Here is a 21,635-nt window from a genome sequence, read left to right as displayed (position 1 = left end):
GACGGGGCGGCCCGGGCGCGGCAGGCTCGGGTGATGGACAGGGCTCTTCTCGTTCTCGGTGCGGCGATGCGGGGTGTGGGGCAGCCCGGACCCGCGCTGATCCGCCGGGCGGAACATGCGGCGCTGCTGTGGCGCGCCGCGCCCGAAATGCTGGTCGTGACCTCGGGGGCGGGCGGTGAGGCCGAGGCGGCGGCCGCGATCTGCCGGGCCGCCGGGGTCCCGCCCGAGCGTCTGATCTGCGAAAGCGCCGCGCGCAGCACCGCCGAGAACATCGCCTTCTGCCGACCGATCCTTGCCCGGGAGGGGATCGGCAGGGTGACGCTTGTCACCGATGGCTATCACGCGCCCCGGGCACTTTTCCTGGCGCGGCGGGCGGGGCTTGAGGCCGATGCGAACTGCCCGCCCCGCCCGCCGGGGGCGCAGGCTCGCCTTGCTCTTGCGCTCCTGCGAGAAGCGGCGGCGATCGCAAAGGCTCTGGCGCTTGGCCCGACACGCCGCCCGTGAACCGGATTCGTGAACCGGATTGCCGGGGCCGGTCCGGGACCCGCGCCCTCATGCGGGTATTGTCCGTCTTCACGTCGCGGACTGCGTTAGGGGCGATAGCGCGGCGGTGTCCGAAACGATGGAGCGGTCCCCGGGTCATGAACCGAAGCCCTGGCGGCGGCCCTATGGCCTTGTCTCTCCTGCGCCATTGGCCTGCCCGAAGGCGTCGGCCGAAGCTTGCCTCTGGTCCCCGACCGCTGTCGGGCGAAACCTCGTTTCAGGTTGCCGGCCCGGATCGTAGATCCTGAAAGAGAACGGCCTTTCCCGCGCGCTGGCGCGCCCTGTGCCTATCTCCGCGCGCCGTCTCTCCGTTGCGCATCGAGATTTTCCTCGGTCAGCATGTTGGCGTAGAGCGCTTCCATGATCTTGCGGAATGCCAACAGCTCGTCTTCGGTGAACTGATCCGAAAACGCGGCAAAACTCCGGATTTCCCGCTCGCGGATTGCGCCGATCAGCTCTGAACTTTCAGGAGTCAGACGATAGAGGAACGATCTTGCGCGATCCGGGTTCGGCGTCTTCTCGATCATTCCCGCTTCCAGCAGGGCCTTGAGCTCGCGGGCCACGAACTGCCGCTTCATGTCGAGCCAGTCCGTCAGCATCGGCGCTGTCGCGCTCTTCGCTTCGCTCAGCGCCTCGAGGATTGCCCTCTGGCCGACGGTAATGCCGGTTCCTTGCAAATCGCGTTCCACGCGCGCGGTTATGCGACGCAGAAGCGGGCGTATGAGGCGGACACCGCCGTAAAGAGTGTCTCCGGGGGGCAAGCGCGCGTCCTCATTCTTGTCAACTGAGTTGACGTTTTGTCGGGTCTCCAGTAGGGTGCAGATTATAGAGACGGCTCAAATGGGGCAGCAAGCAATGTCGTTCGATAAACTTGCGGAAAGGCAAATCCTCAAGGCGCAGGCCGAAGGCTCGCTGGATCATCTCGAAGGCGAAGGAAAGCCGTTATCGGTTCGTCCGCACGAAGATGCCGTTGGCATCGGCATGCGGATCATGGCGGAAGCCGGCACGCTTCCGCGCGAATTCGAGTTGAAAAAGGCCGTGGACCAGCAGCTCCTGGTCTTGCAGGCGATCACCGGCGCCTTGGAGCGAAAGGCCGAAATGAAGAAGCTGGCCGATCTCACGTTGCAGCTGGAAATCGAACGAGAGGCACGGCGCAGCTTTTTCAAATGATGGCGACCTTGCAAGACGAGGTCATGCGCCCGGAGCTGCGCCGCCACCGTCTCGCCGCCAGTAAACGTGGAACGAGTAAACGGGGAGGCGGAGGTCGTGTCACGGCGCCGGATGTCCGCATTCCTGCCTCTCTTCGGACCCGCGCCCTGCTTCGAGAGGCCGGTTCGGGGAAATGCCTGAGGACCGGGCCAGGATTGCCTGACACGGCTCAGGGCAGAATCCGGGGCGCCCGGTGCCTCAGTCGTAACTGGCGGCGACCTCGTACATCACCGGCTCGAAGCTCTTGCAGAGCTCGGCGAAGCGGCGGGTATGGCCGCGCATCTCGTCGCTGCGCAGCATCGCCTGGAAATCCTCGCGCCGCCGCCATTGCGAATAGTTCGCGATCCGGGTCTGGGCGTCGTTCACATGCAGCGCCGCACCGATGAAGCCGGGCTGCTTCGAGATGAACGCGGCGAAGGTGTTCTGCAACTCGTCGAGCAGGTCCTGGCAGGTGCCAGGGGTCACATCGAAGGTGGTGATCACGGTCTGCAGGTCGGCCTGGGGAGTGATCTGGGGCATGTCTGTCTCCGATCTTCCTGGGGTGGGTGACGCTCAGCGTACGACGTGAACGGCGCAGGGGGCGTGACGCACCACGCGGGCGGCCGTCGAGCCGAGGAAATAATCCGTCAGGTCGGGGCGGTGCGAATGCATCACGATGAGATCGACGCCGTGGCGTTCGGCATAATCGACGATGGTAATCCCGGCATGCCCGGTGACCACGCGGATCTCGATATCGGACACGCCGGCCAGCGCGCCGGCCAGTTCCTGCCGGATCGTCGCGCGGGTCGCTTCCTCCTGCCCCTCGGGCAGATACTGCGCCACATAGGGCGGGATTGCTTCGGCAACGGTCAGCACCGTGATCGTGCCGCTCTCGCTGCGCAGCCGGCGCGCGATTGTCAGCACATCGCCCAGATCGGGCGCGTGATCGACCGCCACCGGCACAAGAATATTCGCATACATGGTCTCGGACCCTCCGGTTCTGCCGCCGAGCATCGCATCGCCGCGCGGCGCGATCCTTGACGTAAATCATGCCCTTGGACCCTAGAGAGGTCGCGCGGTGCTGGGAACCGGTTTTCCGTGCGGGCAGCACCGGCACATCCGCTTTCAGACCTGTGCCGGCGCATTCAGCTGGGCCTCGAGATGCGCCACGACGGCATCGAGAATGGCGATCCGATGCGCGCCGGGGGGCCGGATCGCGTAATAGCCGACGCCGATCTCGGGCCGGAACGGGATCGCGACCAGCGCCGCCCCGGCATTCTCGCGGGCCGCGCGGATCGAGATCTCGTCGACGATGGCCACGCCCATGCCGTCGGCCGCGAAATGGCAGCAGTTCAGCATCGAACTTTCCATCAGGCTGGCCGGAGCGGCGGCGGCCTGGGCCAGCGCGCTGTCCAGCGCCAGCCGCGCCGGCGAGTTCCGTCCCGGGATCAGCAGCCGCTCGCCCGCCAGATCGTCCGGGGTGCAGACCGCGCGCGCGGCCAGCGGATGCCTGGGCGGAACCGCGGCGACTGCGGCCATCTGGCGCAGCGGCCGGGCGCGCTCGTCCATGCGCTGGCGACCATAGACGAAGCCGATATCATATTGCGCGTTCTCGACCATCTCCCAGACATGGCGGCTGTTCTCGACATCGATCACCAGGGGCACGTCGCGGCGCTCGCCGATCACATCGCGGATGGCACGCTGCAGATAGGGCCGCACCAGCGAGGTGACGGTGCCGATCCGGATCACGATATTCTTGTGGTCGCGGATGTCCTCGGCGGCCTGGGCGATCTGGTCGAGCCCGAGATAAAGCCGCTCGACCTCGCGATAAAGCAGCGACGCTTCCGGCGTCGGGTCGAGCCGGGCGCCGCGGCGCTGGAAGAGCGACAGCCCGATCGTCTCCTCCAGATCGCGGATCAGCCGGCTGACCGCCGGTTGTGTCACATGCATGGCAGCTGCGGCCGAGGTGATGCCGCCGGTCATCATCACGCTTCGGAACGCTTCGACCTGTCTTTGTCGCAACCGCATGATCTTCCAATCCTATAACATCGAGGCATGATGAGCACACCAAATACAATTTCATGCCCATTCACAAAATGGGTAATTTTCTGTCGGCCCGGAGCGAGGATGCGGGTCGCCATTGGTATACGGAGGACTATCCGGATGAAACGTTTTGCCTCGGCGGCACTACTCGCAGCCAGTGTCGCGGTCTTGCCCGCGCTCGTTTCGGCAGAGGCGCTGACCATCGGTCTCGCGGCCTCGACCACCTCGATGGATCCGCAATTCTATGTCGTCGGTCCGAACAGCGCCATGGCGCGCAACATCTTCGACGGGCTGGTCAACCAGGACGACAAGCAGCAGATCCAGCCTGCGCTGGCGGTCTCCTGGCGCGTGATCGACGACACCACCTGGGAATTCAGGCTGCGCGAGGGCGTGACCTTCCACGATGGCAGCGATTTCACCGCCGAGGATGTGGTGGCCAGCCTCAACCGGGTGCCGAAGGCCTCGAAGAACAGCCCGAGTTCCTTCATGCCCTATGTGAAGGCGATCACCTCGGTCGAGGCGGTCGACCCGATGACGGTGCGTATCACCACCGCCGCGCCGACGCCGCTTTTGCCGAACGATCTCAGCCGGATCGCGATCCTGCCCGCCGAGGATGCGGATGTGACGACCGAAGAGATGAATGCGGGCAAGGGGGTGATCGGCACCGGGCCGTTCAAATTCGTGTCCTGGGTGCCCGACAGCGAGGTCAGGGTCGCCCGCAACGATGCGTACTGGGCCGGCCCCGCCGCCTGGGAAGACGTGACCTTCAAGGTCTACAAGAACAACAGTGCCCGGGTCGCGGCGATGCTGTCGGGCGATGTCGACATGATCGAGAGCATCCCGACGGCCGATACCCGCCGCCTGAAATCCGCCGACGATCTCAAGGTCGTGTCGGTCGCGGGCAACCGGGTGATGTATCTGCACATGGATCAGGGCCGCGAGGTCTCGCCCTTCGCCAAGGGGCCCGACGGCAAGAACCCGCTGCGCGATGCGCGTGTGCGCCGGGCGCTGTCGCTGTCCCTAAACCGCGAGGCCATCGTCGACCGGATCATGGACGGCCAGGGCGTGCCCGCGGGCCAGCTCGTGCCCGAGGGCTATTTCGGCTTCGACCCCACGATCGAGGTCGATCCCTACGACCCGGCGAAGGCCAAGGCGCTGCTGGCCGAGGCCGGTTATCCCGACGGCTTCAAGCTGACCTTCCACGCCTCGAACGACCGCTATCCCAATGACAGCCGCGTGGCCCAGGCCATCGGTCAGTTCTTCAGCCGGATCGGCATCGACACCTCGGTCGAGACCCTGCCCGCCAGCGTCTACTTCTCGCGCGCCTCGAACCTCGAATTCAGCTTCATCATGGGCGGGGCCGCGGTCGAGACCGGCGAGGCCTCGGGCGTCCTGGGGCCGCTTCTGGAGACCTATGGCGACAGCGCCGGGCGCGGCAACCGGGGCCGCTATTCGAACCCCGATTTCGACGCGACGCTGCAGCTGGCGCGCCAGACCCTCGATGACGCGACCCGCCGCGAGCTGCTGCGGAAGGCGACCCGCATCGCGATGACCGATCTCGGGGTGATTCCGGTCTTCTACCTTGCCAATACCTGGGCGCTGGAGGACGGGCTGAGCTATCCGGGCCGCTCCGACGGCTACACCCTCGCCTATGAGGTCACGGCCGAATGAGCGCGCCGAGGGAGCCGGGCTTTCACGGCGTCTTCCCTTATCTGGTCTCCCCGCTCGACGCCTCGGGCGGGGTCCGCGAGGACGTTCTGGCGGCTCTGGTCGAGCGGCTGATCGGGGCAGGGGTGCACGGGCTCGCGCCGCTGGGCAGCACCGGCGAATTCGCCTATCTCTCTAACGATCAGCGCCTTGCGGTCGCCCGGGCGGTGATCGGCGCGGCCAGGGGACGGGTGCCGGTGGTGCCGGGCGTGGCCTCCACCTCGACCGCCGATGCGGTGGCGCAGACCCGCGCCCTGGTCGCGGCCGGGGCCGATGGCATCCTTGCCATTCTCGAGGCCTATTTCCCGATCGGCGAGGCGGGCGTCGAGGCGTATTTCACCGCCATCGCCGAGGCCGCCGAGGGCCTGCCGGTGGTGCTGTACACCAATCCGAATTTCCAGCGTTCCGACCTGACGCTGCCGGTGATCGACCGGCTCAGCCGGGTGCCGAACATCCGCTACATCAAGGATGCCTCCTCGAATACCGGGCGGCTGTTGTCGATCCTCAACCGCTGCGGCGGCCGGATCGAGGTCTTTGCCGCCTCGGCCCATATCCCGGCCTGCGTGATGATGATCGGCGGCGTCGGCTGGATGGCGGGCCCGGCCTGCATCGTGCCCGAGCAGAGCATCGCGCTTTACGAGGCCGCCCGGGCGGGCGACTGGGAGCGCGCTATGGACCTGCAGCGCTCGCTCTGGCGCATCAACGAGCTGTTCGCGCGCTATTCGCTGGCGGCCTGCATCAAGGCCGCGCTCGAGCTGCAGGGCTTCGAGGTCGGCAATCCCGTCGCGCCGCAGGCCCCGCTCGATGCGGCGGCGCGGGTCGAGCTGGCCGAGGCGCTGGGCGCCATCGGCGCGCTCTGAGCGGCCGGGCGGTTCTCCTGTGAAGAACGGTTCCATGACAGCACCCCTTCCCGTGATTTTCGACTGCGATCCCGGCATTGACGATGCCATCGCGCTGCTTGGGGCCTTCGCGGCGCCCGAACTCGATATCCGCGCGATCCTCGCGGTCTGCGGCAACCAGCCGCTCGAACGCACGCTGCGCAATGCGCTGCAGATCTGCGAACTGGGCGGGCGCGAGGATATTCCCGTCCATGCCGGCGCCCATCGCCCGCTTTGCCGCGAGCCGATCCATGGCAAGTTTCATGGCGAGAGCGGGCTGGGCGACACGCTGCTGCCCGACCCGCTGAAGCGGCCCGAGCCGGTCGGTGCGGTCGAGGCGCTGATCGACCATCTGGGCCGCGCGGTGCGGGGCGAGGGGCCGAAGATCACGCTGTGCTGCCTCGGGCCGCTGACCGATCTGGCGCTGGCCCTCAGGCTGGCCCCCGACATCGCCGCGGGCATCGAACGGGTGGTGATGATGGGCGGCGCCTTCCGCGAGCCGGGCAACCGCTCGCTGACCTCCGAATTCAACATGCTGGCCGATCCCCATGCCGCCGCCATCGTGTTCGCGGCCGGGCTGCCGATGACCGTGCTCGGGCTTGACGCCACCCATCAGGTGATGCTGAGGCCCGATCATGTGACCCGCTTCGCCGAGGTCAGCGGCCGGATCTCGCGCAGCGTGGCCGGGCTGATGGCGTTCTGGGACCGCAACGACCCGCAGCGCTACGGCTCGCGCGGGGGGCCGCTGCACGACCCGCTGGTGACCGCCTTCCTGCTGGCGCCCGAGCTGTTCGAGACGCGTCCGGCCCGGGTCTTCGTCGAGACCGAGAGCCCGCTCTGCCTCGGCCAGACGGTGGCCGACTGGTTCGGCAAGACCGGCGGTCCCGCCAATGCCGATATCGCGATCGGGGTCGATGCCGGTGGCGTGATCGATCTCTATCTCGGGCTGATGGCGCGTTATGGCGCCGGCGCCGCGGCATGAACCGGATACCGGTCATCATCGATACCGATCCAGGCGTCGATGACGCGGCCGCGATCCTGATGGCACTGGGCTCGCCCGAACTCGACGTGCTGGGGATCTCGGCCGTCGCTGGCAATGTGACGCTTTCGGCCGCGCTGACCAATGCCTGCCGGATCGTGGGGCTGACCGGGCGGACCGACCTGCCGGTCATGGCAGGCGCACGCGCGCCGCTGTTGCGCGATCAGGTCTTCGGCAAATATGCCGCGATCGGCGCCTTTCCCGCGCCGCTGATCGGCGCGGCTCCGGTCGCGCCCGCCACCGAGAACGCCGTGCGCTTCATCGCCCGCAAGACCCGCGCCGCCGCCAGGGCGGGCGAGCCGCTGACGATCTGTGCCATCGGGCCCCTGACCAATATCGCGCTGGCGCTCCGGATGCATCCGGAGGTGGGGCGCGGCATCCGGCGGATCGTTTGCATGGGCGGCGCCATCGCCATGCCCGGCCACCGCACCCCCTGGGCCGAGTTCAACATCCATGCCGACCCGCATGCCGCCGAGATCGTCTTCGGTTCGGGCGTGCCGCTGGTGCTGTTCCCGCTCGACGTGACGACGCAGGCGCTGTTCACCGACACGCATATCGCGGAGTTCCGTGCCCGGGGCGGGGCGGCCGGGCGGGCGCTGGCCAATCTGCTGACCCAATACGACCGCAGCGCCCCCGAGCGCTACGGCCGTCCGGGCGGGCCGCTGCATGACCCGATGACCATTGCCTGGCTGGTGCAGCCGGATCTGTTCAAGGGGCGCAGCGCCCGGATCGGGGTTCAGGTCGGCGGCGCGACCAGCGGCCATACATTTGCCGATTTCAACGCGCCCTCGCCGCATATGGCGGTGATGACCGGGGTCGACGAGGCCGCCTATATCGCGCTGGTCCTCGATCGCATCGCGGCCCATGGTGAGAGGCGTGGAACGACGCCGCAGAAGGAAACGGAATGAGCGGGTATCTCTTCAGCCGGTTGCTGCAGACCGTGGTGACGCTGTTCGTCATGTCGGTTCTGGTCTTCGGCGGGCTGCACATGGTCGGCAATCCGGTCGACGTTCTGCTGAGCCCGACCGCGACGCCCGCCGAGCGGCTGGAGGTGATCCGGTCCTTCGGGCTCGATCAGCCGGTCTGGGTGCAATACGGGATCTTCCTCAAGAACGCGCTGTCGGGCGATCTGGGCAATTCCTTCGTCTACAACCAGCCCGCGCTGCATCTGATCCTGCAGCGCATGCCCGCGACGCTGGAACTGGCCGCCGCGGCGCTGGTCATGGCGCTGGCGATCGGGCTGCCGCTCGGGGTCTATGCCGGGCTCAGGCCGAACGGGGGGCTCGCGAAGTCGATCATGGCCTTCTCGATCCTCGGTTTCTCGCTGCCGACCTTCTGGATCGGGCTGGTGATGATCATGGTCTTCGCGGTCCAGCTGGGCTGGCTGCCCTCGTCGGGACGCGGCGACACTGTCGATGTCTTCGGCGTGCCGCTGAGCCTGTTCACCCTCGACGGTCTGGCACATATCGCGCTGCCGGCCTTCAACCTCGCGCTGTTCAAGATCTCGCTGGTGATCCGCATCACCCGGGCGGGCGTGCTCGAGACCATGCAGCTCGACTTCGTGCGCTTCGCCCGCGCCAAGGGCCTGCCCGAGGGACGCATCGTCCGCATCCATGTGCTGAAGAACACGCTCATTCCGCTGATCACCGTGATCGGGCTGGAACTCGGCTCGCTGATCGCCTTCGCGGTGGTGACCGAGACGATCTTCGCCTGGCCCGGCATGGGCAAGCTGATCATCGATTCGATCGCCGTGCTCGACCGGCCGGTGATCCTGGCCTACCTGATGATCACGGTGGTCATGTTCAGCCTCATAAACCTCACCGTCGACATTCTGTATTCGCTTGTCGATCCGCGTGTCCGGCTGGAGGGCAACTGAGATGACCGCCCCGTCCGATACCCCCCGGTCCGTCCATGCCGCTGCCACGGCGGCCGTGCCGCCCGCCTCGGCCTCGCCGTTTCGCCAGACCATGGCCAGGCTTCTGCGCGACCCGCTGGCGCTGACCGGGCTCGTGATCCTCACGCTGCTGGTGATCGGGGCGGTCTTCGCGCCGCTGATCGCGCCGCAGGACCCCTATGATCTCGCCCAGCTCGACATCATGGATGGCCGCCTCGGCCCGGGCTCGCAAAGCATGACCGGCATGACCTATCTGCTCGGCACCGACGATCAGGGCCGCGATCTGTTCAGCGCGATCCTGTTCGGGCTCCGGACCAGCATTCTCGTCGGTCTGGCCAGTGCGGCCATCGCGCTGGTGATCGGCGCCTCGGTGGGGCTGTTCAGCGCCTATGCGGGCGGGCGGACCGACGCCTTCCTGATGCGGATCGTCGATATCCAGCTCAGCTTTCCGGCGATCCTGATCGCGCTGATCTTCCTCGCGATCCTCGGGCAGGGGGTCGACAAGATCATCCTCGCGCTCGTCGTCACCCAATGGGCCTATTACGCGCGCACGATCCGCGGCTCGGCCCTGGTCGAGCGCAAGCGCGCCTATGTCGATGCCGCGCGCTCGATGGCGCTGCCCGACCGGCGGATCCTGTTCCGCCACATCCTGCCGAACTGCCTGCCGCCGCTGATCGTCGTCGCCACCATGCGCGTGGCCTATGCGATCATGCTGGAAGCCACGCTGAGCTTTCTCGGCATCGGCCTGCCGGTGACCGAGCCCTCGCTGGGGCTGCTGGTCTCGAACGGCTATGAATACCTGCTGTCGGGCGATTACTGGATCAGCTTCTTCCCCGGTCTCGCGCTGTTGGTGCTGATCGTCTCGATCAACCTGATCGGCGACTCGCTGCGAGACATCCTGAACCCCCGCAGGGAGGGCTGAGCGATGGAGACCCCCGTTCTTTCCGTCGAGGCGCTGAGCGCGGCCTTCCGTGTCGAGGGCCAGTGGCGCAATGTCGTCGAGGGCGTCAGCTTCGATATCGGCCCGCAGGAGACGGTGGCCGTGGTGGGCGAGTCGGGTTCTGGCAAGAGCGTGACCGCTATGTCGATCATGCGACTGCTGTCGCCCGCCAATTCCCGCACCGAAGGCCGGATCGTCTTCGAGGGGCAGGACCTGCTGGCGATGCCGCTCGATCACATGCAGGCGATCCGGGGCAACCGGATCGGCATGATCTTCCAGGAACCGATGACCTCGCTGAACCCGGTGCTGAGGATCGGCGATCAGATCACCGAGGTACTGCGCCGGCATCGCGGGCTGGACGGCGCCGCGGCCGAGGCCGAGGCGGTGCGGCTTCTGGACCGGGTGCGCATCCCCTCGGCGGCGGCGCGGCTGGGCGAGTATCCGATGAATTTCTCGGGCGGCATGCGCCAGCGCGTGGTGATCGCCATCGCACTGGCCTGTTCGCCCCGGCTCCTGATCGCCGACGAGCCGACCACCGCGCTCGACGTCACGATCCAGGCCCAGATCCTCGAGCTGATCAAGACCCTGCAGGAGGAAGAGGGCATGTCGGTCCTCTTCATCACCCATGACATGGGCGTGGTGGCCGAGATCTCGGACCGGACCGTCGTGATGTATCGCGGCGAGGTGGTCGAGAAGGCCACGACCGAGGCGATCTTCCGCGAGGCGAAGCACCCTTATTCCCGCGCGCTCCTGTCCGCCGTGCCGCAGCTTGGCGCCATGGCGGGCCAGGACCGGCCGCTGCGCTTTCCGCGGGTCGACATGGCGACGGGCGAGATCGCGCCGCCGCCGCCCACCGCCGATACCGTGCGCGTGAATGAACCGCCGGTGCTGAAGGTCGACAATCTCGTGACCCGCTTCCCGGTCCGCAAGGGGATCCTGCGCCGGGTCGTCGGCCGGATCCACGCCGTCGAGGACATCTCGTTCGCGCTGCGTCAGGGCGAGACCCTGTCTCTGGTGGGCGAAAGCGGCTGCGGCAAGTCGACCACCGGCCGGTCGCTGATCCGGCTCGAGGACCCCTCGGGCGGCAGCATCGCGATGGACGGGCATGACGTGCGCGGGGCCGGGCATTCGGAGCTGACGAAGATCCGCCGCGACGTGCAGATGATCTTTCAGGACCCGTTCGAAAGCCTCAATCCGCGCATCCGCATCGGCGAGGCCATTGCCGAACCGATGATCGTGCACGGGCTCGTCTCGCGCCGCGAGGCGCCGGCGCGGGTGGCCGACCTGCTGGAGCGGGTCGGGCTGTCGGGCGAGATGCTGCAACGCTTCCCGCATGAATTCTCGGGCGGCCAGCGTCAGCGGATCTGCATCGCCCGGGCGCTGGCGCTGGAACCGAAACTGATCGTCGCCGATGAATCCGTCTCGGCGCTGGACGTGTCGGTGAAGGCGCAGGTCATCAACCTGATGCTCGATCTGCAGGAGCGCTACGGGCTCGGCTATCTCTTCATCAGCCATGACATGGCGGTGGTCGAGCGCATCAGCCACCGGGTCGCGGTGATGTACCTGGGCGAGATCGTCGAGATCGGCCCGCGTGCGGCTGTCTTCGAGACCCCGCAGCACCCCTATACCCGCAAGCTGATCGCCGCGGTGCCGGTGGCCGACCCGTCGCGCCGCAGCCGCCGGGTAGTGGCGGGCGACGAGATCCGGAGCCCCTATCGCCCGGCCGGTTACGTGGCGCCGAAACGGCTTTACCGCGAGGTCGGAGAGGGGCATTTCGTTCAGATCCATGAAAGCGAGGCCGTCGCATGATCGTCACCTTCGGTTCTCTGAATGCCGACCTGATCTTTGCGGTCGAGACGCTGCCGCAGCCCGGCCAGACCCTGATGGCGAAGAGCTTCACCACCGAGGCGGGCGGCAAGGGTGCCAATCAGGCGCTGGCGGCCGCGCTTGACGGCGCCGAGGTGGCGATGGCTGGGGCGGTCGGACAGGACGCGCTGGCCGAGGTCGCGCTGGAGGGGCTGAAGGGCCGGGTCGATCTGACGCGCGTGGCCCGGCTTGAGGCGCCCACCGGCTGCGCCGCGATCCACCGCGATGCCTGTGGCCGGAACGAGATCGTGGTGGCGGGCGGCGCCAATCTGGCAGCCTCTGCCGACAGCGTCGAGGACGCGCTTCTGGACCGGGCCTCGGTCCTGCTTTTGCAGATGGAGAACGACCCGGCCGAGATCGCCCGGCTGATCCGGCGCTGCCGGAGCACCGACGCACTCTGTATCCTGAACCTCGCCCCGGCCGGTCGCCTCGACGCCGAGCTGCTGGGGCTTTGCGATCTGATCGTCGTCAACGAGGACGAAGCCGAGGCGATGGCGGGCTGGCTGGGCTGCGCGCCCGATCCGCGCGCTCTGGCCGCCGCCTCGGGCGCCGGCATCCTGCGCACGCTGGGCGGCGAGGGGGCCGAACTGTGCTGGCAGGGGCAGGAGATTTCGATCCCGGCGATGCCCTGCACACCGAAGGACACGACCGCCGCCGGGGACTGTTTCGTGGGCGTCTTCGCGGCGGCTCTGGATCGCGGCGAGACGCCCGGAGCAGCGCTGCGCCGGGCGGCGGCGGCGGCGGCCATCGCCTGCACCCGGATCGGCAGCCAGTCGAGCCTTCCCGAAGCCCGCGACACCGACGCCGTGCTGGCCGCTGCGGCGGGCTGACCGGCGGGAAGGGCGGTTTCAGACCCTCGGTGCCGCCCCGAGGGCCCGGATCATCACAAGGGTGGAATTTCCGTCCGGCCGCTGGGCGGTCTCCTGTGCCCCGGCAGTTTCGTCGGCAGTCGGGGTCGGGGGCGAGTGGTGTTGCGGCGACCGGCCTCGGGCCCGATCTCCTGCCCTTCGCCGGACGCGCGCTTCCTGCCTCAGGGCCACGTTCTGCCGCTATCCGGAGGGACCGGCGGGATGCGGTCGCGGGATCTTCTGCCCTTGTGGCCTCGGCGGCGCATCGCGGCGCCGGTCGGGGCCGTGCCGCGATCACGGGGGGCGAGAGAAAGCGATCCTTGCGTCGTGAGGTTGTGGTTGCGCAGTATTGTTTCGTCGGGTGGGTGTCTTCGGGCGATCTTGTTGCCGGGCAGGGGGCTTCTCGGCTTGTGCCGGGCGCCCGGTTCTGGTCTTGATATGGCCCGCGGGCAAGACCGGTCCGCCAAGGGACACTGCCCCGGACGGGCGGGCGAAAGACGGAGGAAACGGATGAAAGCGGTTCGACTGGGAGGCGGCGCGCTGGCCGCGCTGATCGCGGGGGCGATGATGCTGGGGACGGCCTCTGCCGAGACCCTGCGGCTGTCGCATAATGTCGGCGACACCACGACCTGGCACAAGGGCGCCGAGAAATTCGGCGAACTGCTGGCCGAGGCGACCGATGGCGATCTGAAGGTCCGGGTCTTCCCCAATGCCCAGCTTGCGGGCGGCGACCAGATGAAGATGACCGAGATGGTGGGCCGCGGCGCGCTGGATCTTGTCGTCACCTCGGCGATCAACGTCACGCCACTGGTGCCCGAGATGGCGGTCTTCTCGCTGCCCTATCTCTACAGCTCCTATGACGAGGTCGATGCCACCACCCAGGGCGCGCCCGGCGAGATGATGTCGAAGATCCTCCTGGACAAGGGCATCGTGGTGCTGGCCTGGGGCGAGAACGGCTTCCGCGAGCTGACCAACAGCGTGCGCCCGGTGAAAGCCCCCGAGGACATGCAGGGCCTCAACATGCGGGTGTCGGGGCCGATGTATATCGACGTTATGAATGCGCTCGGCGCCAACCCGACCCAGATGCAATGGTCCGAGACCCTGACCGCGCTGCAACAGGGCGTGGTCGACGGCCAGGAAAACCCGATCGGCGCGGTGATCATCCCGCAGCAGGTCTACGAGATGCAGAAATACCTGACCGCCTGGCATTATTCCTATGATCCGGTCTTCCTCGGCGTCTCGCAGTCGAAATGGGACAGCCTCGATGCCGAGACCCAGGAGAAGATGCGCAAGGCTGCGGTCGAGGCGATGGCCTGGCAACGCCAGATCTCGCGCGAGGCGACCGCCGCAGGCATCGACTTCCTGCGCGAGGCGGGCATGGAGGTCTATGAGCCAACCCCCGAAGAGCTTGCGGCCTTCCGTGCCGCGACCAGGCCCGCCTTCGACAAATGGTCCGAGAAGGTCGGCCCCGAGATCGTCGAGGCCTTCCAGTCGGCCATCGCCGGCACCAACTGACCCCTGGCGCGCCGGGCCGGGCCGCCCGAGGGCAGGCTCCGGCCCGGCGCCTGCCCCCTGCAAAAGAGCCGGTAGGCCCGCCCATGCGCTTCCTTCTTCGAGAGGCCGAGAAGATCGTCTGTGCCCTGCTGTTCCTCGGCATGACCGCGATCGGCTTTGCCAATGTGGTGGTGCGCTACGGCACCAATTACTCGCTGGCCGCCAGCGAAGAGCTGCTGACCAACGGCTTTCTTCTGCTGACCGTCTTCGGCGCGGCCATCGCCGCGCGGCGGGGCGAGCATCTGGCGGTCACGCTGGTCCAGGACCTGCTGCCGCGCCCGCTGCGCAAGCCGCTTTTCGGGCTGGCAGCAGGGCTGTCGGCGCTGCTGCTGGGGCTTTCGGCCTGGGTGTCCTGGGATGTGCTGGTCACGCTTCGGGGCAACGGGATGCGCTCCTATGCGCTGGGCATCCCGGCCTGGTATTATCAGGCGGCGGTGCCCTTCGGCTTCGGTCTGATCCTGATCCGCTATCTGCAACATGTCCGCGAGGTGCTGGGCCGCGCCCCGGCCGATCCGCCGCCGGAGGCGCCCCATGCCTGATCTGATCCCCGGCCTCGGCGCGGGCACCGAAATGGTGATCCTGTTCTTCCTGCTGATGGCGCTTCGGGTGCCGGTGGCCTTCGCGCTGGGGCTCTCGGCCTTCTATGCGATGGGACAGATCGGTTTCGGCTTCGATCTCGCGGGCGATCTGATCGTGGCGGGGGTGACCAAGTTCTCGCTGCTGGCGATCCCGTTCTTCATCCTCGCGGGCACGCTGATGGGCACGCTGGGCATTGCTGAGCGGATGATCCGCTTCTTCCGGGTGCTGATCGGCTCGATGCCGGGCGGCATGGGCGTGGTGGGCACCGTGGTCTGCCTGTTCTGGGGCGCGGTCAGCGGCTCGGGCCCGGCCTCGGTCGCGGCCATCGGGCCGATGATCGTCAAGGGCATGGAGGAAGACGGCTATTCCCGCGCCTCTGCGGCGGGGCTGGTCTGCACCGGGGCCGCGCTGTCCATCGTCATTCCGCCCTCGATCGGGCTCGTGATCTATGGCGTGATCGCCGAGACCTCGATCTCGCAGCTTTTCCTCGCGGCCGTGGTGCCGGGGCTGTTCATGGGGCTGGTGATGCTGGCGACGCTGCCCTTCGCCGCGCGGCGTGGCGCCGGGCGGGCGGCGCTTGACGCGCTGAGCCCCGCACCGCATGCGGATCTGCCCTATTGGACGCGGCTGGCGGCGGCGTTCCGCGAGGCGTTCTGGGGGCTGCTGACGCCTCTGGTCATTCTGGGCGGCATCTATTCGGGGATCTTCACACCGACCGAGGCCGCCCTTGTCGCTACGGTCTATGCGCTTGGGGTGGGGGCCTTCGCCTACGGGACCCTCACGCTCCGGGGGCTGTACGAGGCGCTTTCCGATGCCGCGGCCTCCTCGGCGGTGGTGATGCTGGTCGTGGCCTATGCCGGGATCTTCGGCTGGGTGGTGACGGTCGAGGATCTGGTCGGAACCTATTCCGGCGCGCTGCTGGGGCTGAGCGACAACCAATGGGTGATCCTGCTGGCGATCATGGTGATCCTGCTGGTCGCGGGCATGTTCATGGATGCGATCACGGTGATGTTCATCTCGCTGCCGATCTTCCTGCCGGTGATGCGTGAGATGGGCTGGGACCCGGTCTGGTTCGGCGTGGTGGTGATGGTCAACCTCGCCATCGGGCTGTTTACTCCGCCGGTCGGCATCAATCTCTATGTGGCGGCCAATGTGACAAAGCTCTCGATCGAGCAGATCGCCCGCGGCGCGGCGCCCTTCCTGCTGACCAGCCTGCTGGGGCTCGCGGCGGTCGCGGCCTTTCCGGACCTGTCGCTGAAGCTGCTTGAACTGCTGCGCTGACGCGTTCCGACATTGCAACCTTATCCGGGCGCTGAAGACCCCTGTCCGATAGGTCTGACTTCCTGGCGCGGCCCCAATCCGGCGTTGGAGCCGCGCGGTAACCCCCTTCAGCGCTTTCCGGAACAAGCCCTGGCTGCGGCGCCCCTTCGGGGCGGCGGATTTCCCGTGCTGGGACTGGCGGGCCAGCCTCTCACTGGCGCAATAGGAGAAGTTTCATCGAATGGGGCATCATTATCGGCAAGATTTTTCCGTATTCATGGGTTTCGCCGAGAGGGGCAGAGAAAGCGGATGAATGCGCAAACGAAAGCACGGGTCTGCGCAAGGGCTGTCAGGAGGCAGAGGGTTCGCCTGATGCTTCTGGGCTGATCTCTGACAGACGTTGCGGACGGCAGTACGTGGATGACGGCATTCGCCTGATCTCCTCCTTGGTGAGGTCTTGGTCACGCAGCGTCTTGAACGTCCGGAACGGATCGAGGTGGTGCTGCGCGGCGCGATGGGCATTCTCGGCCAGCGCGTCCCCCTCCGCCGAGATGTCGATCCCGGCCTCGCGGACCTCCGCTGATCTGCACTGCGCGGCCGTGCTCCTGGCATGATGCCGCGCGTCGACCCTTCCCGGATGGCTTCCGCCGCGGGCGCCGCTGCGCTTTGGGTGCGTAATTCCTGTGCGGGCAGCGTCTTCTGCGGACCGATCCCGCGTTCCCGGCCGATTTCCGGCGCAAGGGAGCCCGGATATCGTTATGTGCATAATATACATAACGAGGCGCGCGGATGCCTGGCGAGGATGCGGAAAACCTGTTCGATCTGGGGGCGGTGAGCCCGGACGAGGAATTCACCCAGTGCCATTCGGGGGAATGCCGGGTCAACCTGTTGCCGACGCTCTACCGGCTCAACCACGCCATCTCGAACGCCACCGATCTTTCGGCGCCGCTGGGCATGATCCTCGACGTCATGCGGACCGGGATGCGGATGGACCGGGGCGCCGTCTCGTTGCTCGACCGCCGCCGGGGGCGGGTGTTCATCCATGACAGCTTCGGCCTGACCGATGAGGAGGAACGCCGGGGCGTCTATGCGCTGGGCGAGGGCATCACCGGCAAGGTGGTGGAAAGCGGCAAGGTCATCATTGCCCCGCGCCTGCATGAGAGCCCCGATTTCCTCGACCGGACCGGCGCTCATGCGGGCGAGACCCGGCGCAAGTCGGCCTTCGTCTGCGTGCCGATCATGCTGGGCCGCAAGGTCCTGGGCGCGATTGCGGGCGAGCGGTGCTATGTCAGCCGGCGCCTGCTGAAACAGGACGCCGAATTCCTGGCCGCCATCGCGCTGATGATCGCGCCCGCGGTCGAACTTCACCTGATTGCCAATGTCGAGCGGCTGGAGCTGGAACGTCAGAACCGCGAGCTGAAGGACGCGTTGAAAGAGCGCTTCCGGCCAACGAACATCATCGGCAATTCGAAGGCGATGATGGCCGATGTCTATGCGTTGATCGGCAAGGTCTCGAAGACGCGCGCGACCGTGCTGATCCTGGGCGAAAGCGGCGTCGGCAAGGAACTGGTCGCAAGCGCCATCCATTATTCCTCGGACCGCGCCGAAGGACCCTTCCTCCGCTTCAACTGTGCCGCGATCCCCGAGGCGCTGGCCGAGAGCCAGCTTTTCGGCCATGAGAAGGGCGCCTTCACTGGCGCCACCGCCCAGCGCAAGGGCAGTTTCGAACGTGCCGATGGCGGCACGATCTTTCTCGACGAACTGGGCGAGCTGAGTCCTGCGGTGCAGGCCAAGCTGTTGCGGGTGCTGCAGGACCGGATGGTCGAGCGCGTCGGCAGCAGCCGGGCGGTCGAGGTCGATGTCCGGATCATCGCGGCGACCAATCGCGATCTGCCGCAGATGGTGGCGGAGGGGCTCTTCCGCGAAGACCTGTTCTACCGGCTGAACGTGGTGCCCGTCACCGTGCCGCCGCTGCGCGAACGCGGCAGCGACGTGATCCTGCTGGCCGATCATTTCGTCGCCCGGGCATGTGCCGCGATGGGCAAGAGCGTCAAGCGCATCTCGACGCCCGCACTGAACATGCTGATGAGCTATCACTGGCCCGGCAATGTGCGCGAGCTGGAGAACGCGATCGAACGGGCGGTGATCCTGTCGGATGACGAGGTGATCCATGCCTGGAACCTGCCGCCCTCGCTCCAGACGCCGTCGGAAAGCGGCACCCGGCTGGGGGTAGGGCTCGATGACAGGGTGCGGACGGTCGAACACGAGATGATCGTCGAGGCGATGAAGACGACCGAAGGCAATATCGGCCGCGCCGCCGGGCTTCTGCAGATCAGTCGCCGGATGCTGGGCACGCGGATGGAGCGGCACGGCATCGACGCCAGGGCCTTCCGCCCCCGGGCCCTGCCGCCCCGCAGCTGACACCGACATCTGTCGATCCCGCGCCGCCCTCCCCGGGCGGCTTTTGCCGTTCCGGTACCCCTTCGACCCTACCGGGCGGGGCGACAGCGCGCAGCCGTTCGGCAGATGATTTACATATCGGTGCGCGTTTACCGATCGGTGCGCGGAACGGACCGCAGTCCGGGCGCTCCGAGCGCCTGCGAAGCTGCCACCGCACCTGAGAAAACCATTTTGTTACAAGGCACAAGGCAGCCGATCCCGATGAAATCCGGGGGCATTCCGGGCTTGGCACGGGACCTGCTGTAGATCCGGCAAGGGGGCACGAGACCCAGCCCCTTCCCGATCTGGACCCCGAAACGAAGGAGCATTCCATGACCCGCAAGATCGCCATCTATGGCAAGGGCGGCATCGGCAAGTCGACGACCACCCAGAACACGGCGGCCGCGCTGGCCTATTTCCACGACCAGAACGTCTTCATCCATGGCTGCGACCCCAAGGCCGACTCGACCCGGCTGATCCTCGGCGGGCTGCCGCAGCAGACGGTGATGGACACGCTGCGCATCGAGGGCGCCGAGAAGGTGACCGTCGACAAGGTGGTCAAGACCGGCTTCAAGGACATCCGCTGCGTCGAATCCGGCGGCCCCGAGCCGGGCGTCGGCTGTGCCGGGCGCGGCGTCATCACCGCAATCGACCTGATGGAAGAGAACGAGGCCTATTCCGAGGATCTGGATTTCGTCTTCTTCGACGTGCTTGGCGACGTGGTCTGCGGCGGCTTCGCCATGCCGATCCGGGACGGCAAGGCCGAAGAGGTCTATATCGTGGCCTCGGGCGAGATGATGGCGATCTATGCCGCCAACAACATCTGCAAGGGCCTGACCAAATATGCCCGCCAGTCGGGCGTGCGCCTCGGCGGCATCATCTGCAACAGTCGCAACGTGGATGGCGAGAAGGAATTCCTGGCCGAGTTCACCGAGGCCATCGGCACCAGGATGATCCATTTCGTGCCGCGCGACAACATCGTGCAGAAGGCCGAGTTCAACAAGCAGACCGTCACCGAGTTCCAGCCCGAGGCCAACCAGGCCCAGGAATACAAGACGCTCGGCGCGAAGATCCTCGAGAACGACGACTTCGTGATCCCGAAGCCGCTGGCGATGGACGAGCTCGAGGCGATGGTCGTGAAATACGGCCTCGTCGACTGAGCCGGAGCCTCCCGGAGCGCCCCGGACCCGCGCAGGCCCCGTGGCCCGCGCGGCCCGCCCCGAGCCCCCGCGCCGTCCCGCGACCGGCGCCCCCACCCCCATGGAGACCGGCCAATGCCCTATCATGAATTCGAAGTCAGCAAGTGCATCCCCGAGCGCAGGCAGCATGCCGTCGTCAAGGCCCCGGGCGAGGATCTGACCTCCTGCCTGCCCAAGGGCTATCTGAACACCATCCCCGGCACGATTTCCGAACGCGGCTGTGCCTATTGCGGCGCCAAGCACGTGATCGGCACGCCGATGAAGGACGTGATCCATCTCAGCCACGGCCCTGTCGGCTGCACCTACGATACCTGGCAGACCAAGCGCTATATCTCGGACAACGACAACTTTCAGCTGAAATACACCTTCGCCACCGATGTGAAGGAAAAGCACGTCGTCTTCGGCGCCGAGGGGCTTCTGAAGACATCGATGCACGAGGCCTTCGACGCCTTCCCGGCGATCAAGCGCATGACGATCTACCAGACCTGCGCCACCGCGCTGATCGGCGACGATATCGACGCCATCGCCAAGGAGGTGATGGACGAGCGCGGCGATGTCGACATCTTCGTCTGCAACTCGCCGGGCTTTGCCGGTCCGTCGCAATCGGGCGGTCACCACAAGATCAACATCGCCTGGCTGAACCAGAAGGTCGGCACCCTCGAGCCCGAGCATCTGGGCGAGCATGTCATCAATTATGTGGGCGAATACAACATCCAGGGCGACCAGGAAGTCATGATCGACTTCTTCAACCGGATGGGCATCCAGGTGCTGTCGACCTTCACCGGCAACGGCACCTATGACGGGCTTCGGATGATGCACCGGGCGCATCTGAACGTGCTCGAATGCGCGCGGTCGGCCGAATATATCTGCGACGAGCTGCGCGTGCGCTACGGCATCCCCCGGCTCGACATCGACGGGTTCGGCTTTGGCCCGCTGTCGGATTCGCTGCGCAAGATCGGGCTGTTCTTCGGTATCGAGGACCGCGCCGAGAAGATCATCGGGGAAGAATACGCCAGGTGGAAACCCCAGCTCGACTGGTACCGTGAGCGGTTGGCAGGCAAGAAGGTCTGCCTCTGGCCCGGCGGCTCCAAGCTCTGGCACTGGGCGCATGTGATCGAGGAGGAAATGGGCCTTCAGGTCGTCTCGGTCTACACCAAGTTCGGGCATCAGGGCGATATGGAGAAGGGCGTCTCGCGCTGTTCCGAGGGGGCGCTGGCCATCGACGATCCGAACGAGCTGGAATCGGTCGAGGCGATCCGGATGCTGCAACCCGACATCATCCTCACCGGCAAGCGGCCCGGCGAATTCGTCAAGAAACAGGGCGTGCCGTATCTGAACGCCCATGCCTATCACAACGGGCCCTGGAAAGGCTACGAGGGCTGGGTGCGCTTCGCCCGCGACATCTATAACGCGATCTATTCGCCGATGCGTCAGCTGGCCCGGCTGGATATCTCGGCCCCTGATGCCGCGATCGCCCCGGGTTTCCGCACCGCCACCATGCTGTCGGATCCGGACCTGCCGGAGGCGGTGAGACAGGACACCCGCCTGCACCAATATACCGGCAAATACGACATGATCGCCGATATCCGGGCCCGCAATCAGGCCCATGCCGCCGAGCAGGCCGCGCAGCGCGCCGCCGCGACCCCGGCCGAGTGAGG

General features: G+C 66.8%; 20 protein-coding genes. 16 read left to right on the top strand and 4 right to left on the bottom strand.

Going from position 1 to position 21,635, the window contains the following annotated elements; all coding sequences use genetic code 11:
• Window positions 1-33 precede the first annotated feature (33 nt).
• Window positions 34-504: a YdcF family protein gene (locus B5V46_RS16830; protein ID WP_196774278.1), complete on the top strand. Its 471-nt coding sequence runs from the start codon at window positions 34-36 to the stop codon at window positions 502-504.
• A gap of 326 nt (window positions 505-830) precedes the next feature.
• Here B5V46_RS16830 and B5V46_RS16825 read toward each other — a convergent pair whose 3' ends face one another.
• Window positions 831-1,232: a MarR family winged helix-turn-helix transcriptional regulator gene (locus B5V46_RS16825; protein ID WP_231119162.1), complete on the bottom strand. Its 402-nt coding sequence runs from the start codon at window positions 1,230-1,232 to the stop codon at window positions 831-833.
• Between the two features lie 151 nt (window positions 1,233-1,383).
• On the opposite strand from B5V46_RS16825, the gene B5V46_RS16820 reads away from it, so the two are divergent.
• Window positions 1,384-1,713, top strand: coding sequence for a DnaJ family domain-containing protein (locus B5V46_RS16820; protein ID WP_231119161.1), 330 nt, complete (start codon window positions 1,384-1,386; stop codon window positions 1,711-1,713).
• Window positions 1,714-1,950: 237 nt separating this feature from the next.
• Here B5V46_RS16820 and B5V46_RS16815 read toward each other — a convergent pair whose 3' ends face one another.
• The 3 genes from B5V46_RS16815 to B5V46_RS16805 form a co-directional block, all read right to left on the bottom strand.
• Window positions 1,951-2,271, bottom strand: a complete 321-nt coding sequence (locus B5V46_RS16815) for an antibiotic biosynthesis monooxygenase (protein ID WP_080617667.1) — start codon at window positions 2,269-2,271, stop codon at window positions 1,951-1,953.
• A gap of 33 nt (window positions 2,272-2,304) precedes the next feature.
• Window positions 2,305-2,712: a universal stress protein gene (locus B5V46_RS16810; protein ID WP_080618092.1), complete on the bottom strand. Its 408-nt coding sequence runs from the start codon at window positions 2,710-2,712 to the stop codon at window positions 2,305-2,307.
• Window positions 2,713-2,856: 144 nt separating this feature from the next.
• The gene (locus tag B5V46_RS16805; protein WP_080617666.1) at window positions 2,857-3,759 is read right to left on the bottom strand and encodes a LysR family transcriptional regulator; all 903 of its coding nucleotides are present in this window, start codon (window positions 3,757-3,759) and stop codon (window positions 2,857-2,859) included.
• Window positions 3,760-3,894: 135 nt separating this feature from the next.
• Between B5V46_RS16805 and B5V46_RS16800 the strand changes: the two genes are divergently transcribed.
• From B5V46_RS16800 to anfD, 14 genes are all read left to right on the top strand, one after another.
• A complete protein-coding gene (locus tag B5V46_RS16800) occupies window positions 3,895-5,445 on the top strand; it encodes an ABC transporter substrate-binding protein (RefSeq protein WP_080617665.1) in 1,551 nt (516 codons plus the stop codon).
• Entirely contained in the window at window positions 5,442-6,341 is a 900-nt protein-coding gene (locus B5V46_RS16795) for a dihydrodipicolinate synthase family protein (protein ID WP_080617664.1), read from the top strand. The genes B5V46_RS16800 and B5V46_RS16795 overlap by 4 nt, the downstream gene beginning before the upstream one ends.
• A gap of 34 nt (window positions 6,342-6,375) precedes the next feature.
• Window positions 6,376-7,341, top strand: a complete 966-nt coding sequence (locus B5V46_RS16790) for a nucleoside hydrolase (protein WP_080617663.1) — start codon at window positions 6,376-6,378, stop codon at window positions 7,339-7,341.
• A complete protein-coding gene (locus B5V46_RS16785) occupies window positions 7,338-8,306 on the top strand; it encodes a nucleoside hydrolase (RefSeq protein WP_080617662.1) in 969 nt (322 codons plus the stop codon). Before B5V46_RS16790 ends, B5V46_RS16785 begins: the two co-directional genes overlap by 4 nt.
• On the top strand, window positions 8,303-9,274 hold the full coding sequence (locus B5V46_RS16780) for an ABC transporter permease (protein ID WP_080617661.1): 972 nt from the start codon (window positions 8,303-8,305) through the stop codon (window positions 9,272-9,274). The genes B5V46_RS16785 and B5V46_RS16780 overlap by 4 nt, the downstream gene beginning before the upstream one ends.
• 1 nt (window position 9,275) lies before the next feature.
• Window positions 9,276-10,214: an ABC transporter permease gene (locus B5V46_RS16775; RefSeq protein ID WP_080617660.1), complete on the top strand. Its 939-nt coding sequence runs from the start codon at window positions 9,276-9,278 to the stop codon at window positions 10,212-10,214.
• 3 nt (window positions 10,215-10,217) lie between these two features.
• A complete protein-coding gene (locus B5V46_RS16770; RefSeq protein ID WP_080617659.1) occupies window positions 10,218-12,041 on the top strand; it encodes an ABC transporter ATP-binding protein in 1,824 nt (607 codons plus the stop codon).
• A complete protein-coding gene (locus B5V46_RS16765; RefSeq protein WP_080617658.1) occupies window positions 12,038-12,928 on the top strand; it encodes a ribokinase in 891 nt (296 codons plus the stop codon). The genes B5V46_RS16770 and B5V46_RS16765 overlap by 4 nt, the downstream gene beginning before the upstream one ends.
• Before the next feature lie 528 nt (window positions 12,929-13,456).
• Complete coding sequence (locus B5V46_RS16760) at window positions 13,457-14,461, top strand: DctP family TRAP transporter solute-binding subunit (RefSeq protein ID WP_080617657.1); 1,005 nt, start codon at window positions 13,457-13,459, stop codon at window positions 14,459-14,461.
• 83 nt (window positions 14,462-14,544) lie between these two features.
• Window positions 14,545-15,039: a TRAP transporter small permease gene (locus tag B5V46_RS16755; protein WP_080617656.1), complete on the top strand. Its 495-nt coding sequence runs from the start codon at window positions 14,545-14,547 to the stop codon at window positions 15,037-15,039.
• Window positions 15,032-16,360, top strand: a complete 1,329-nt coding sequence (locus tag B5V46_RS16750; RefSeq protein ID WP_080617655.1) for a TRAP transporter large permease — start codon at window positions 15,032-15,034, stop codon at window positions 16,358-16,360. The genes B5V46_RS16755 and B5V46_RS16750 overlap by 8 nt, the downstream gene beginning before the upstream one ends.
• A gap of 768 nt (window positions 16,361-17,128) precedes the next feature.
• Window positions 17,129-18,760, top strand: coding sequence for a sigma 54-interacting transcriptional regulator (locus B5V46_RS16745; RefSeq protein WP_080617654.1), 1,632 nt, complete (start codon window positions 17,129-17,131; stop codon window positions 18,758-18,760).
• A 350-nt stretch (window positions 18,761-19,110) separates the two neighbouring features.
• Window positions 19,111-19,938, top strand: coding sequence for a nitrogenase iron protein (gene nifH, locus B5V46_RS16740; protein ID WP_080617653.1), 828 nt, complete (start codon window positions 19,111-19,113; stop codon window positions 19,936-19,938).
• A 114-nt stretch (window positions 19,939-20,052) separates the two neighbouring features.
• Window positions 20,053-21,633: a nitrogenase iron-iron protein, alpha chain gene (anfD, locus tag B5V46_RS16735; protein WP_080617652.1), complete on the top strand. Its 1,581-nt coding sequence runs from the start codon at window positions 20,053-20,055 to the stop codon at window positions 21,631-21,633.
• Window positions 21,634-21,635: the final 2 nt, after the last annotated feature.

Origin of the sequence: Rhodovulum sp. MB263 (genome assembly GCF_002073975.1) — a bacterium.
GTDB lineage: Bacteria > Pseudomonadota > Alphaproteobacteria > Rhodobacterales > Rhodobacteraceae > Rhodovulum.
This window is presented reverse-complemented; position numbering and strand designations above follow the sequence as displayed.

Excerpts from the sequence above, each read along its gene's own strand:
- B5V46_RS16830 (WP_196774278.1), top strand. The coding sequence starts at position 34 with ATGGACAGGGCTCTTCTCGTTCTCGGTGCGGCGATGCGGGGTGTGGGG.
- B5V46_RS16820 (WP_231119161.1), top strand. The coding sequence starts at position 1,384 with ATGGGGCAGCAAGCAATGTCGTTCGATAAACTTGCGGAAAGGCAAATC.
- B5V46_RS16815 (WP_080617667.1), bottom strand. The coding sequence starts at position 2,271 with ATGCCCCAGATCACTCCCCAGGCCGACCTGCAGACCGTGATCACCACC.
- B5V46_RS16810 (WP_080618092.1), bottom strand. The coding sequence starts at position 2,712 with ATGTATGCGAATATTCTTGTGCCGGTGGCGGTCGATCACGCGCCCGAT.
- B5V46_RS16805 (WP_080617666.1), bottom strand. The coding sequence starts at position 3,759 with ATGCGGTTGCGACAAAGACAGGTCGAAGCGTTCCGAAGCGTGATGATG.
- B5V46_RS16800 (WP_080617665.1), top strand. The coding sequence starts at position 3,895 with ATGAAACGTTTTGCCTCGGCGGCACTACTCGCAGCCAGTGTCGCGGTC.
- B5V46_RS16795 (WP_080617664.1), top strand. The coding sequence starts at position 5,442 with ATGAGCGCGCCGAGGGAGCCGGGCTTTCACGGCGTCTTCCCTTATCTG.
- B5V46_RS16790 (WP_080617663.1), top strand. The coding sequence starts at position 6,376 with ATGACAGCACCCCTTCCCGTGATTTTCGACTGCGATCCCGGCATTGAC.
- B5V46_RS16785 (WP_080617662.1), top strand. The coding sequence starts at position 7,338 with ATGAACCGGATACCGGTCATCATCGATACCGATCCAGGCGTCGATGAC.
- B5V46_RS16780 (WP_080617661.1), top strand. The coding sequence starts at position 8,303 with ATGAGCGGGTATCTCTTCAGCCGGTTGCTGCAGACCGTGGTGACGCTG.
- B5V46_RS16775 (WP_080617660.1), top strand. The coding sequence starts at position 9,276 with ATGACCGCCCCGTCCGATACCCCCCGGTCCGTCCATGCCGCTGCCACG.
- B5V46_RS16770 (WP_080617659.1), top strand. The coding sequence starts at position 10,218 with ATGGAGACCCCCGTTCTTTCCGTCGAGGCGCTGAGCGCGGCCTTCCGT.
- B5V46_RS16765 (WP_080617658.1), top strand. The coding sequence starts at position 12,038 with ATGATCGTCACCTTCGGTTCTCTGAATGCCGACCTGATCTTTGCGGTC.
- B5V46_RS16760 (WP_080617657.1), top strand. The coding sequence starts at position 13,457 with ATGAAAGCGGTTCGACTGGGAGGCGGCGCGCTGGCCGCGCTGATCGCG.
- B5V46_RS16755 (WP_080617656.1), top strand. The coding sequence starts at position 14,545 with ATGCGCTTCCTTCTTCGAGAGGCCGAGAAGATCGTCTGTGCCCTGCTG.
- B5V46_RS16750 (WP_080617655.1), top strand. The coding sequence starts at position 15,032 with ATGCCTGATCTGATCCCCGGCCTCGGCGCGGGCACCGAAATGGTGATC.
- B5V46_RS16745 (WP_080617654.1), top strand. The coding sequence starts at position 17,129 with ATGCCTGGCGAGGATGCGGAAAACCTGTTCGATCTGGGGGCGGTGAGC.
- nifH (WP_080617653.1), top strand. The coding sequence starts at position 19,111 with ATGACCCGCAAGATCGCCATCTATGGCAAGGGCGGCATCGGCAAGTCG.
- anfD (WP_080617652.1), top strand. The coding sequence starts at position 20,053 with ATGCCCTATCATGAATTCGAAGTCAGCAAGTGCATCCCCGAGCGCAGG.